The 13,386-nt window shown below is 70.4% G+C and carries 8 protein-coding genes; 1 reads left to right on the forward strand and 7 read right to left on the reverse strand.

Annotated elements, in window-relative coordinates:
• Positions 1 to 3: 3 nt before the first annotated feature.
• The 6 genes from ABH926_RS01530 to ABH926_RS01555 form a co-directional block, all read right to left on the reverse strand.
• Positions 4 to 975 carry a hypothetical protein gene (locus ABH926_RS01530; RefSeq protein WP_370363402.1) on the reverse strand — a complete coding sequence of 324 codons (972 nt, stop codon included), beginning with the start codon at positions 973 to 975 and terminating at the stop codon, positions 4 to 6.
• 76 nt (positions 976 to 1,051) lie between these two features.
• A complete protein-coding gene (locus ABH926_RS01535; RefSeq protein WP_370363403.1) occupies positions 1,052 to 6,022 on the reverse strand; it encodes an NAD-glutamate dehydrogenase in 4,971 nt (1,656 codons plus the stop codon).
• A gap of 147 nt (positions 6,023 to 6,169) precedes the next feature.
• Positions 6,170 to 7,030 (reverse strand): tryptophan 2,3-dioxygenase, encoded by an 861-nt coding sequence (locus ABH926_RS01540; RefSeq protein ID WP_370363404.1) that lies wholly within the window; start codon positions 7,028 to 7,030, stop codon positions 6,170 to 6,172.
• 187 nt (positions 7,031 to 7,217) lie between these two features.
• Complete coding sequence (locus ABH926_RS01545; RefSeq protein ID WP_370363405.1) at positions 7,218 to 7,706, reverse strand: GNAT family N-acetyltransferase; 489 nt, start codon at positions 7,704 to 7,706, stop codon at positions 7,218 to 7,220.
• Between the two features lie 148 nt (positions 7,707 to 7,854).
• Positions 7,855 to 10,425 (reverse strand): ABC transporter permease, encoded by a 2,571-nt coding sequence (locus ABH926_RS01550; protein WP_370363406.1) that lies wholly within the window; start codon positions 10,423 to 10,425, stop codon positions 7,855 to 7,857.
• Positions 10,426 to 10,446: 21 nt separating this feature from the next.
• Positions 10,447 to 11,277, reverse strand: coding sequence for an ABC transporter ATP-binding protein (locus ABH926_RS01555; protein WP_370363407.1), 831 nt, complete (start codon positions 11,275 to 11,277; stop codon positions 10,447 to 10,449).
• A 293-nt stretch (positions 11,278 to 11,570) separates the two neighbouring features.
• On the opposite strand from ABH926_RS01555, the gene ABH926_RS01560 reads away from it, so the two are divergent.
• Positions 11,571 to 12,656, forward strand: coding sequence for an NAD(P)/FAD-dependent oxidoreductase (locus tag ABH926_RS01560; protein WP_370363408.1), 1,086 nt, complete (start codon positions 11,571 to 11,573; stop codon positions 12,654 to 12,656).
• Here the strand turns inward: ABH926_RS01560 and ABH926_RS01565 are convergent, their stop codons facing one another.
• Positions 12,657 to 13,337: a TMEM175 family protein gene (locus ABH926_RS01565; RefSeq protein WP_370337943.1), complete on the reverse strand. Its 681-nt coding sequence runs from the start codon at positions 13,335 to 13,337 to the stop codon at positions 12,657 to 12,659.
• Positions 13,338 to 13,386 lie beyond the last annotated feature (49 nt).

Below are 13,386 nucleotides of genomic sequence, written 5' to 3' on the forward strand. Positions count from 1 at the left end.
TGTTCACTGCGGGTTCGGTGAACTCACCGGCGCGTCGGGGCAGGCACCGTCGCTGATGTACGGGCTCGGGTCGACGCTCACGTCCTCGAAGGGCGGCAGCGTGCTCGGGGCCGTACTCGGCTGCGCCGCAGCCGCGACGTCGGTGTCCGGCACCTTGACGCACAGGGAGCGGTTGTCCTGCTTGTCGTGGACGGTGACTTCGCCGTTCGCGGTGAAGGACTGTGAGAAGACGTACTCGACAGGGATGAACACCCCTGCGGGACTCGTGGGCTCCTGTTGCTGCGCGTACCCCCGCGGCGAGCTACCGCAGTTCGCCGCGCTCGGCGAGAACTGGCTCGGCCCCAACGAGGACGGCCATATCTGGGATTCGACGGCTGCGGACTCCCGGCAGACGGACGGGCCGTCGATGGCGGTCGACAGCACGCTCGTGGCCGCCATCCGCAGCTGGTTCTTGTCGTCCTGGACCCGCGACGAGCTGAACCCCATGATCACCACGCCGATCAGAGCGGCTCCGAGGCCCAGCCCGATGAGCGCGCCGTCCGCCGAGTTGCGCGACTTCGCCGCCTGCTCGTCCTGCTGGTCCTGCTGGTCCTGCTGGTCCTGCTGGTCCTGCTCGTCCTGCTGGTCCTGCTCGTCCTGCTCATCCTGGGCGTCCTGGGCGTCCTGCACGGCCTGCGCGGCCCGGCGTTCGGGGTCCTGGCGCTGGACCTCGTCCATGACCGTCGTGGGCTGGCTCACCGCAGGATCCGAGTCGCGGTCCGAGCGCGACGTGAACCAAAAGATGCACAGCCCGAGCAGCGCGACGGCCGCCCCGGCGATGATCAGCGCCCACCCGACGCCGGTCCAGCCGCCGTCCGGCCCGGGCTTGCAGGTGGTGCACGTCGTCCGCACATAATCCGGCCACAGCGCAGCAGTCACCGCGTTCACGAATCCCCCGTCCCCCTTGTCGGTACCGACGATACTCGCGGCGGACACGAAGCGGCCGGGACACGCATCGCGCGTCCCGGCCGCTCGCCGTACAGGGCGCAGTACAGGCAAACAGATCCGCCGACTACATCGACGTCGCCCGCAGTATGGCGCTGATCGTCCGCATGGCGACCGACAGCGTCGCCAGGTCGTAGGTCTCGGTCGCCATGATCTCGTCCAGCACGGTCCGCGAGCGCTCCACCGCCGCGCGGTCCTTGTCCAGCCACGCCTCGTAGCGCTGCTCCGGGGTGTCGTCCTCGCTGCCGGAGGCCAGCAGGGCGGCGGTCAGGCCGGCGTGCGAGGCGTACAGCTCGTCGCGCAGGGCCGCGCGGGCCATGGTCTGCCAGCGGTCGACGCGCGGGAGCTCCACGATCTTCTGCTGGATGGCCGCGATGCCCATGCGGTCGGCCAGGTCGAAGTAGACGTCGGCGACGTCCAGGACCGGCTTGTCGGTCGCGCGGGCGGTCTCCACGATGTCCAGCGCGCCGAAGATCGACGACATGCCGGCCACCGCCGAGGCCAGCTCGCCGGGGACGCCGGCGATGATCAGGTCCTCGCGGTGCTCCTGGTAGCGGGTCAGGTGCGGGCCCTTGAGCAGCTTGGGCAGGTGCGCGGCGATGTCGCGGACGCCCTCGCGCAGCTGCTCGATCTGCGCCGGGATGTCCAGCGGGTGCCGGCGGTTCTGCAGGAACCAGCGGGAGGCGCGCTGCGTGAGCCGGCGGATCTCCATCCGCATCGCCGTCTGCACCGCGGCCGAGACCTTGTTGTCCAGCTCCTCGATGGCGGTCAGGTAGCCGCCCATGTCGAAGACCTCGTTGGCGGCGCTGTAGGCGCGGGCGATCTGGTCGGCCGCGGCCCCCGACTCCTCCCGCATGCGGAAGGCGAACGTGATGCCGGCGGCGTTCACCAGGTCGTTGACCACCTGGGTGGTGATGATCTCGCGGCGCAGCGGGTGCGAGTCCATCAGGCCCCGGTAGGTCTGGCGCAGCGGGGTCGGGAAGTACTTCGCCAGGCGCTCGACGTAGTACGGGTCGTCCGGCAGCGAGGAGGCGAACAGCTCGTCGGCCAGGACGATCTTCACGTACGCCAGCAGCACCGACAGCTCCGGCTGGGTCAGCCCGCGGCCGGCCGCGCGGCGGTCGGCCAGCTGCTTGTCGTTCGGCAGGAACTCCAGCTCGCGGTCCAGCAGGCCGTCCTTGACCAGCTTGCGCATCAGCCGGCCGTGCGCGTCGATCAGCTCCGGGGCCTGCCACTGGGCGTTGGCCAGCGCGATGTTCTGGTCGATGTTGTCGCGCAGGACCAGGCGCGCGACCTCGTCGGTCTGCTCGGCCAGGACCTTGTTGCGCTGCTTGACCGTCAGGTCGCCGGCGTGCACCGCCTGGTCCAGCAGGATCTTGATGTTCACCTCGTGGTCGGAGGTGTCCACGCCCGCGGAGTTGTCGATGGCGTCGGTGTTGATCCGGCCGCCGGCGTTGCCCGGGCCCCCGGAGGTCGCGTACTCGATCCGGCCGAGCTGGGTGAAGCCCAGGTTGCCGCCCTCGCCCACGACCCGGGCGCGCAGCTCGGAGCCGTCGATCCGGATCGCGTCGTTGGCCTTGTCGCCGACCTCGGCGTGGCTCTGCGAGGAGGCCTTGACGTAGGTGCCGATGCCGCCGTTCCAGAACAGGTCGACCGGCGCCTTCAGGATCGCGTTGAGCAGGTCGTTCGGCGCCATCCGCAGCACCGAGGACTCCAGCCCCAGCGCCTGGCGCACCTGCGGGGAGATCGGGACCGACTTAGCGCTGCGCGGGTACACGCCGCCGCCGGCGCTGATCTTGCCCGTGTCGTAGTCCGCCCACGAGGAGCGCGGCAGGTTGAACATCCGCTGCCGCTCGGCGAAGGACTCCGCCGCGTCGGGCTCGGGGTCCAGGAAGATGTGCCGGTGGTCGAAGGCCGCGACCAGCCGGATGTGCTCGGACAGCAGCATGCCGTTGCCGAACACGTCGCCGGACATGTCGCCGACGCCGACCGCGGTGAACTCCTCGCTCTGGGAGTCCACGCCGAGCTCGCGGAAGTGGCGCTTCACCGACTCCCACGCGCCGCGCGCGGTGATGCCCATGCCCTTGTGGTCATAGCCCACCGAGCCGCCGGAGGCGAAGGCGTCGCCGAGCCAGAACCCGTAGTCGATGGCCAGGCCGTTGGCGATGTCGGAGAACGTCGCGGTGCCCTTGTCGGCGGCCACCACCAGGTAGGTGTCGTCGCCGTCGTGGCGCACCACGCCGGCCGGGGGCACCACCTCGCCGGAGACCAGGTTGTCGGTGATGTCCAGCAGACCGCTGATGAAGGTCTTGTAGCTGGCCACGCCCTCCGCCAGCCAGGCGTCGCGGTCCACCGACGGGTCCGGCAGGTTCTTGGCGTAGAACCCGCCCTTGGAGCCGACCGGCACGATCACCGAGTTCTTCACCATCTGCGCCTTGACCAGGCCCAGGATCTCAGTGCGGAAGTCCTCGCGGCGGTCGGACCAGCGCAGGCCGCCGCGCGCCACCTTGCCGAAGCGCAGATGCACGCCCTCGACCTGCGGGGAGTACACCCAGATCTCGAACTTGGGCAGCGGGGCCGGCAGGTCCGGGACCGCGTGCGGGTCCAGCTTGAAGGACACGTAGGGCTTCGGCTCGCCGTCCGGGCCGGTCTGGAAGTAGTTCGTGCGCAGCGTGGCCTGGATGACCTTGAGCAGCGAGCGCAGGATGCGGTCCTCGTCCAGGGACTGCACGTTGTCCAGCGCGCCCTCGATCTCCTCGACGATGCTCTCCCACAGCTCCGGCGTCTCGTGCGAGTACGCCGGGGAGAACTTCGCCTCGAACAGCTTCACCAGCAGGCGGGCCACCCGGCGGTTGTTCGCCACGACCGACTCCACCAGCTCCTGGCTGGAGGTCATGCCGCCCTGGCGCAGGTACTTCACGTAGGCGCGCAGGATCACCACCTGCCGCCAGGTCAGGCCGGCCAGCGGGACCAGGGTGTTGAAGCGGTCGTTCTCGGCCCGGCCGGTCCAGATCGCGGTGAACGCCTCCTGGAAGCGGGTGCGCGCGGCCTCGTCCATGCCGTACTCGGCGATCGAGGCCGGGTCGCAGCGCAGCCCGAAGTCGTAGATGCGCGAGTAGGGCTGGTTCGGGGCGTCGATCTCCAGGTCGTAGGGGAACTCGTCGACCACCTCGACGCCCATGCGCTGGAAGACCGGCAGCACCTCGGCCAGCGAGACCGAGGAGCCGACACGGTAGATGCGGAAGCGGCGGTCGCCCGGGGTGGAGTCGACCTCCTCGTACAGCCGCACCGCGCTCTGCTCCCCCGAGGCCTTCAGCCCTTCCAGGACCTTGACGTCGGCGACCGCCATCTCCGGGCGTTCCTCGGCCTTGTACGACTCCGGCAGCGCCGCGCCGTAGGCCTCGCGCAGCTCGCGGGCCTGCGCCTCGCCGAAGTCGCCGAGCAGGGCGTCGGCGAAGTCGTCGTCCCAGGTGCGGGTGGCGGCGGACAGCTTGGCCTCGATGGCGTCGGCGTCCGCGTCGGCCAGCGTGGTGCCCGGGGCGACGCGCACCACGAAGTGCAGACGGGTCAGCACCGACTCGGTGTTGCGCACCGTGTAGTCGATGACCGCGCCGTTCAGCTCCCGCATGAGGATGTCCTGCATGTGCAGGCGGGTGGAGGTGTCGTAGCGGTCGCGGGGCAGGTACACCAGCGCCGAGTAGAACCGGCCGTAGGCCTCCTTGCGCAGGAACAGCCGCAGCCGGCGGCGCTCCTGCAGCTGCGAGACCGCGATCGAGATCTCGGCCAGCTCCTGGGTCGGGATCTGGAACAGCTCGTCGCGCGGGTAGGTCTCCAGGATCTGGAGCAGTTCCTTGCCGGAGAAGGAGTTCTGGTCGAAGCCGGACTCGGCCAGCACCGCGCGCACCTTGCGCTGCACCACCGGGATGCGCAGCACCGACTCGGTGTAGGCGGGGGCGGCGAACAGGCCCAGGAAGCGGCGCTCGCCGACCACGTTGCCGTCGGCGTCGAACTTCTTCACGCCGACGTAGTCCAGGTAGGCCGGACGGTGCACGGTGGACCGGGTGTTGGCCTTGGTCAGCACCAGCAGCCGGGCCTCGCGGGCCTTGGCCCGGGCGTCCGGGCCGAGCTTGGAGAAGCTCTGCGACATCGGCTGGTCGGCACGCAGGATGCCCAGGCCCGTGCCGGGGACGGCGCGCAGAGTCTCCTCGCCGCTGTCGTCGGTCGTCAGGTCGTACTCGCGGTAGCCCAGGAAGGCGAAGTGGTCCTCGGCCAGCCAGCGCAACAGGTCGGAGGCGTCGGCCAGCTCCTCACCGCGCACCGGCGGCTTCTGCTGGTCCGAAGCCGGGTGCAGGTCCTCGGCCAGGGACAGCGCGGTGGCCCGCATCTTCGGCCAGTCCTCGACCGCCTCGCGCACGTCGCGCAGCACCCGCTGCAGGTCGCCCTCGATCTCGGAGTAGCGCGTGCCGTCGGCGTCCTCGCGCTGGGACAGCCGGTCGATCTCGATGTGGATCCAGGACTCGACGGTCACGTCCGGACCGGACTTGTCCTGGTCCGGGGCCATGATCTCCAGCAGGTCGCCGACCAGGTCGCGGCGGACGTGCATGACCGGGTGGATGATCACGTGGATGCCGCGGTCCTGCCGGGACAGCTCGGAGGTCACCGAGTCCACCAGGAACGGCATGTCGTCGGTGATGATCTCGACCACGGTGTGCCCGCTGGACCAGCCGGTGGTCTCCACGGTCGGGGTGTGCACGCGCACCTTCGCCGTGCCCTGCGGCCGCGAGGCGGCCAGGGCCGCGTGCGACAGCGCCGCCGAGCGGATGTCCTTGGCCGCGGTGCCGATCAGGTCCTCGGGGGCCGCGTGGCGGTAGTACTCGTCGAGGTAGGCCTCCATGGCGCCGTCGCCTTTAGCCGGCATCAGCACCGCGGCCGAGGCGCCGCCCCCGGCGTCGGTGGCAGGTTTGGCCGCCTGGCTCAGCAGGTCGGCCTTCGCCTGATCGAGCTTGCCCAGTTTCGCACCCGTATACGTGCTCTGCATGGCCGTGTGAACTCTATTCTGTCGCGCGCCGTTGCGTGACTAAGTGGTTTACGAGGGGACTCGCGCTACTGCTTGTGAAGTTGTCGGATCGAGCCGGCGCGCATGGGGTCATACTCAAAAGACGACAGACACGCCGAAAAGTCACGTCTAAAGGAAACTTCTGAGCTCCCACAGGAGTGGGAAGTAGTGCAAGCCCAGACGAGAGCGCAGGTAGGGCGCGCCGGTCGAGCCGCCGGTGCCGGACTTGGTGCCGATCTGCCGCTCCACCATGGTCACGTGCCGGGCCCGCCACAGCGCGGCGGCCTCGTCGTGGTCGAGCAGCGCCTCGGACAGCTCCCACAGCTCTCCGTAGCTGTCGCGGTCACGGGCCACCTTGACCAGCGAGTCGCGCAGCTCGTCCTCGGAGGCGGCGGGCAGGCCGGCCTGGGACACGGCGTGCACGAAGCCGTCCCACAGGCTCGGGGCCTCCAGACGCTCGGCCAGCCGCTTCTGCTCGGCCTCGGTCAGGCCGCGGAACCGGTTGAGGTAGGTCGGGTCCTTGGCCCCGGAGGCGAATTCCAGCTCGCGGAACTGCGCGGACTGGAAGCCCGAGGCCGGGGACAGCAGCTCGCGGAAGACCAGGAAGTCCTGCGGGGTCATGGTCTCCAGGACGGCGATCTGCCGGATCAGCACGTCCTCGATGGTCGCGACCCGCTTGAGCAGGTGCTTGGCCCACCACAGCCGGCCGCCGAACATCGCGGCGGTGGCCGCGTCGACCTCGTGCAGGAGCTGTTTGAACCACAGCTCGTACACCTGGTGGATGGTAATGAACAGGAGTTCGTCGTGCGCCGGCGGATCCGACTCCAGGACCTGCGCGGACAGCAGCTGCTCCAGCCGGAGGTACGAGCCGTAGGTCAGCTTCGCCCCCTCCTCGCCGAAGTGGTGGCTGGTGACCGTTTCGTCGCCGAAATCGGGGGAGGCGCCTACAGGACAGCCGACGACGCTGTCGGCTGACGGTTCTTTCGTCACGTGTGCCAGGCTACCGCCGCCCGGGCGGGGGCCAAGCCCGCTTTGCGATGACGGATTGGCAGCTGTTCGGCAATCTGCTGTACACCTTGGCCAGGCACGGCGGGCCTTCGCACCAAAGCGGCGGGAGCGGCCCGGACTTGCCACCGCACGGCCGGTCCGGCCGCGCGTGGCATCGCCTCCGGTCGTCTCAGGTCAAGTCGCGGACCGCGACGGTCTGGTCGCCGGTGGTCTCGCCGGTGGCCCGGAAACCCAGGCGTAGGTAGAAATCCTGAGGGCCGGCAGGGCCCGGGTGATAGCTGACGAACATCTTCGTGCCGCCGCGGCGGCGTATCTCGGCGGCGACCTGCTCCACGGCGTAGCGGCCGTGGCCGCGCTGCTGCTCGCCGAGGCCGATGTTCAGCCGCCACAGCCCGGAACGCAGGTCGGGGGTGGCGCAGGCGCCCTGGCTCCAGTCGACGTCCAGGAACGCCATGAGGAAGCCCACGACGCGGTCGCCGGCCAGGATCAGGCGCGGCCAGGCCGAAGCACCGAAGACGTAGGCCTGGGCCAGGGACTTCATCACCGGCGCGACCAGGTGTTCCTGGTCTCGGCGGACCTTCACCGCCACGGCGTCGTCGAAGTTCTCCGGGGTCACCGGTACCAGTCGCAGCCCGGTGGCCGTGGCGGATTCGTTCATCGTGCGTTCCCCTCCTGAAGGTGGTCGCCGAAAAGGCTAGCCACGAAAGCGGCCCGGCTTCGCCGAAGCGAAGCCGGGCCGTCCCCCGATGGTTCCCCGTTGTCCCCCGATCCCCCGTGATCCCCCGGCTGCGTGCGCCGCGACCGTGTCAGCCGTCGGCCGCGATCGCCCGCAGCACGTTCATCCGCGAGGCCCGGAAGGCCGGCGCCAGGGCGGCCAGCAGGCCGACCACCGCGGCTCCGAGGAACACCGCGACGATGGTCCCGACCGGGATCGCCAGGGTGCTGATGCCGATCCCGGACAGCACCCGCTGCGCGGCCACTCCCCAGGCCAGGCCCAGACCGACGCCCATGGCCGCGCCGAACAGCGCTATCACCACCGACTCCAGGCGGATCATGCGGCGGGTCTTGCGCCGGCCCATCCCGATCGCCCGGATCAGGCCGATCTCGCGGGTGCGCTCCACCACCGACAGGGCCAGGGTGTTCACCACACCCAGGATCGCGACCACGATCGCCAGGCCCAGCAGCCCGTAGACCATGTTCAGCACGCCGCCGACCTGGTCGTGGATCAGCTGCTTGTAGTCGGTCTGGCTCTTCACCGTCACCTGCGGGAAGGGCGCCAGGCCGTCCTTGAGCGCCGCGTAGGCCTTGTCCTGCTGGCCCTTGTCGGCCTTGGCGAACAGCAGCTCGGAGGCCGGCTGCTCGGAGGCCGGCAGCGACTTGCCCAGCGTGGCCAGCGAGACGTAGCCGTCGCCGTGGTTGAACACCGTCTTGTCGCTCAGGATGGCCAGGACCGGCAGCTTGAGCGGGGTGCCGCCGTGGAAGGTGACGGTCAGGACCGAGCCGACGGTCGCGTTCCGGGTCTTGGCCTCGGCCGCCGGGATGGCGATGCCCTCCTTGGTGAACACGTCGGACAGCGAGCCGGAGGTGGTGGCGGCGTCGAAGTCCTGGGTCAGGGTCGGCGAGGAGGCAGAGATCACGATCGTGCCGTCCTTGCCGCCGCCGGAGGCATCCGACACCGCGGCGTTCAGGAACTTGTTCTCCGTGACGTGCGCCAGGCCCGGCGTCGCCTGGGTCTTGGCCAGCACCTCGGGGGTGATCATCAGGCCGCCGTTGGTGGTGATGATGTAGTCCGCGCCGACGCTCTTGTCCATCTCCGCGGTCGCCGAGGTCACCAGCGAGGAGCCGACCACCGCCATCCCGGACACCAGCGACAGCCCGATCATCAGGGCCGCGGCCGTGGCGCCGGTGCGGCGCGGGTTGCGCAGCGCGTTGCGCTGGGCCATGGTGCCGATCGAACCGTAAGCGGCCGGCATCCAGACACCGAGCGCCCGGATCACCACGCCGGCCAGCAGCGGGCCGAGCAGGATCGCGCCGACCAGGGTGACCAGCACGCCCAGGCCCAGCAGCAGTCCGCCGGCCGCGGTGGCTCCGGAGACGCCGCCGCCGATCAGGGCCGCGGCGCCGCCGGCGGTGATCACCAGGCCGATGCCGTTGCGGATCCGGGAGGCGCGGCGGTCGCCCGGGGTGCCGGCGTCGCGCAGCGCCGCCATCGGCGTGATGCGGGCCGCCCGGCGCGCCGGAATCCAGGCCGCGAGCAGGGTGACCAGGACACCGACCGCGTAACCGGCGATCACCGAGGACGCCGTCACCGACATGTCGGAGGCCTCGAGGTTCAGGCCGACGCCGTTCATGATGGCGATCAGTCCGTAGGCCAGGCCGGCGCCGGCGGCGATGCCGAGGGTGGCGCCGATGACGCCGAGCAGCAGCGCCTCGAACCGGACCGAGCGGTTGATCTGCCGGCGGCTGGCGCCCAGCGCCCGCAGCAGGCCCAGTTCCCGGGTGCGCTGCGCCACCAGCATCTGGAAGGTGTTGACGATCAGGAACGCGCCGACCAGCAGCGAGATCCCCGCGAAGCCCAGCATGATGTACTTCATGAACCCGATGAAGCCCACGCTGTTGCGGCCGTCGGCCTCCTGCTGCGCCCGGGTCTTCACGTCGTAGCCGGCGCCGAGCTTGTCGGCCACCTCGGCCTTGAGCGTGTCGTCGGACGTGCCGGGCTTGGCGTCCAGGTTCACCCCGGTGAACACGCCGCTCTTGCCGAGCAGCTTGGTCTGCGCGGTGGCCGTGTCGAAGTAGAACAGCGACGCGCCGGGGTTGGTGGTCCGGAAGGTCGCGATGCCGCTGACCGCGACCTGGAAGGTGCCGGCGTCGGTGCCGGTCACGATGCGCAGCGGAGACCCGATCACCAGGTGCTTCTTGGCCGCGGTGTCGGCGTCGACGACCACGTCGCCGGGGCCGGCCGGCGGACGGCCGGAGGTCAGGTTCACCGCCGGGTGCGGCGTGACGTACCAGTTGGAGCCGACGGTCGGGCCGCCGGAGGAGTTGGAGATGGCCTTGTCGTCGGCGCCGACCACGGCCAGCCGCTCGGTGCTGACGTCACCGTAGACGGCCTGCACACCGGGCAGGGTCTTGACGCTGTCGAGCACGGACTGCGAGACGGTCTGCTCCGGCGCGCCGGGCAGCGCGTCCTTGTCGGCCTTGGCCGACACCGCGACGTCCGAGGCGGTGGTGGCGAACAGCCGGTCGAAGGTGGTGGTGATGGTCGAGGTGAACATCAGGGTGCCGGTGACGAACGCCACGCTCAGCACCACGGCGACCAGGGACAGCCACAGCCGGCCCTTGTGCGCGAAGAAGTTGCGGCGGGATGCCTTCCACATGATCGTGTCCCCCCGGCCGTCTCAGCGCTGCTGCGCGTCGCCGCGCGGGTCGTGGCCGTGCACAGGGTGGCCGTGGGTGTCGAACTGCCGCATCCGGTCCAGGACCTTGTCGGCGGTCGGCGCGGTCATGTCGTCGACGATCCGGCCGTCGGCCAGGAACAGCACGCGGTCGGCGTAGGCGGCCGCGGACGGGTCGTGGGTCACCATGACGAAGGTCTGGCCCAGCTCGTCCACCGAGCGGCGCAGGAAGCCGAGCACCTCGGCGCCGCTGCGGGAGTCCAGGTTGCCGGTGGGCTCGTCGCCGAAGATGATCTCCGGCTGGCCGGCCAGGGCGCGGGCCACGGCCACGCGCTGCTGCTGGCCGCCGGACAGCTCGCTGGGGCGGTGCTTGAGCCGCGGCGCCAGGCCCACGGTGTCGATGACCCGGTCCAGCCACGCCTTGTTCGGCTTGCGGCCGGCGATGTCCATCGGCAGCGTGATGTTCTCCGCGGCGTTCAGGGTGGGCAGCAGGTTGAACGACTGGAAGATGAACCCGATCCGGTCCCGGCGCAGGTTGGTCAGCTCCTTGTCCTTCATGGCGGTGACCTCGCTGGCCACGCCGTCCCGGCCGTAGATCCAGATCTTGCCCGTGCTGACCGCGTCCAGGCCGGCCAGGCAGTGCATCAGCGTGGACTTGCCGGAGCCGGACGGCCCCATGATCGCGGTGAACCGGCCCCGCTCGATGTCGACGTCGACCCGGTCGAGCGCGACGACCGCGGTCTCCCCCTGGCCGTAGCGCTTGGTCACGGCCTCGGCGCGGGCGGCGGTGCCGACGGTGCGGTGGGTGACCGCGGCCTGTGCTGCCGTTGTCATGATCTTCCCCTCAGGTGGCTTCAGCTTCAGCTAGGTCGGTTGTCGATCGACGTCTTCAAGGCTGCCAGCCGCGGCGGAACCGCCGCCACGGAGCCACCAGGTGTCCGGCGGTGGGGTTAACCCCACCGTCCGCTACCGGCCTGCTCTTAGGGTACGGAAGCCCCGCTGGCCAGGCGCTTGGTTCGTGTTGCGAACAACCTCGGGGACGAGCTATGGTCCGTGACACGAACGATTCAGTTCGCATCACGAACATCTGAGGCGGCGGCCCGGACCGCCGCGAGGGGACGGCTCCCATGCGCAAGAAGGTCGCGATCGTCGGCGGCGGCTACGGCGGGGCGAAGGCCGCCAAGTCCTTGGACGCGGACCTCGATGTGGTCCTCATCGATCCGAAGGACGCCTTCGTGCACAGCGCGGCGGCGTTGCGCGCGCTGGTCCGCCCCGACTGGGCGGAGAACATCTTCTTCCCGTACGACACCTTGCTGAAGAACGGCACCGTGGTCCGCGACCGGGCGGTGGAGGTGGACGCGCACGGCGTACACCTCGCCTCCGGCGGCCGGGTCGACGCCGACTACGTGGTGCTCGCCTCGGGCTCTTCCTATGCCTTCCCGGCGAAGATGCACACCGACGTCGCCGATGAGGCTTTGGTCGCACTGCGCCAGGCGCACAAGGAACTGGCCGACGCCGGCCGGGTCCTGATCCTCGGCGCCGGGCCGGTCGGCCTGGAGCTGGCCGGGGAGATCGCCACGACCTGGCCGGACAAGCGGGTGACGATCGTCGACCCGTCGGCCGACCTGCTGCCCGGCTTCATGCCCGAGCTGGTCGCCGACCTGCGCGGCCAGCTCGACGAGCTGGGGATCGAGCTGCGGCTGGGCAGTGCCCTGGCGGCCGGGCCGACGGTCGCGCCGGGTGTCGTCGGCGAGTTCACCGTCACCGATGAAGACGGCTCGCGACTCACCGCGGACATCTGGTTCCGCGCGCACGGCTCCCGGATCCACACCGATTTCCTGGACGGCGCGGTCCCCCGCAACGAGCGGGGGCAGGTGAAGGTCACCGAGCGGCTGAGCGTCGAAGGCCACGACACCCTCTACGCCCTCGGCGACATCACCGACCTGCCGGAGACCAAGATGGCCGGCTTCGCGCTGCGGCACGCCGAGGTCGTGGCGGCGAACATCATCGCGCACGCGCGCGGCGAGGAGCCGGCGGCCGTCTACACCCCCCTGCCGATCAAGGTCGGGCTGCTGCCGCTGGGCCCGACCGGCGGCGTCGGGCAGTTCCCCAATGAGCAGGGGGCACCGTTCCAGGTGCCGACGGAGACCGTGGTGCAGATGAAGGGCTCGGAGATGATGCTCGGGCACTTCCGGGAGCTGTTCAACCTCTGATCAGGCGCCTTTGCGCAGCTGCCGGGCCACGAGGCCGGCCGGGATGGCCGCGAGCCAGATCATCAGCCCGGCGGGGGCCGAGACGGCGAACGCGACCAAGATCGCGACTACCGCGATCACCGTCGCCGTGCCGAAGTCCCAGAGCATGGCCCGGGCCAGGCGGTCGGAGATGACCCGGGCCTGCAGCCGCTCGTCGCGGCGGACGGCGAGGAAGAGCGCGAGCATCAGCACGTTGAGGACGCCCATCGTGACCGCGTAGTAGACGATGGCCAGCGGTTCGTTCCCGCCGTACTCCGACAGCAACGCGGTCGGGAACGGCAGCAGCGCCACCACCCCGAGCAGCGCCAGAGTCAGGCGCACCACGGCGGCGTCGGTCCGCTGGACCAGCCGGAAGATCCGGCGGTGGTCGCGCCAGCGGTCGGCGGTGATGGCGAACGTCAGCGCGTAGGCGCCGATCTCGGACCAGGTGTCGTGCAGGGCCTTGGTGAACTGCGCGTGGTTCAGTCCGGAGGGTACTGAGACGTTCAGGACGAGCAGGGTCATCGCGATCGCGAAGATCCCGTCGGACAGGGCGATCAGCCGATCCGGGCTGTCGTCGAGCCCATCGGTGTCCGGACCGCCGTCCGGGGTGTCCTCCGGGCTGTCATCCTGGGCGGAGGCCTCCGGCGGGCTGTCGGGCACGGCACTCACCCTATCGTCGCGCCGGTCCGGTCCATCGCCGGACGCGGCG

This window comes from Catenulispora sp. GP43 (assembly GCF_041260665.1).
Taxonomy (GTDB): domain Bacteria; phylum Actinomycetota; class Actinomycetes; order Streptomycetales; family Catenulisporaceae; genus Catenulispora.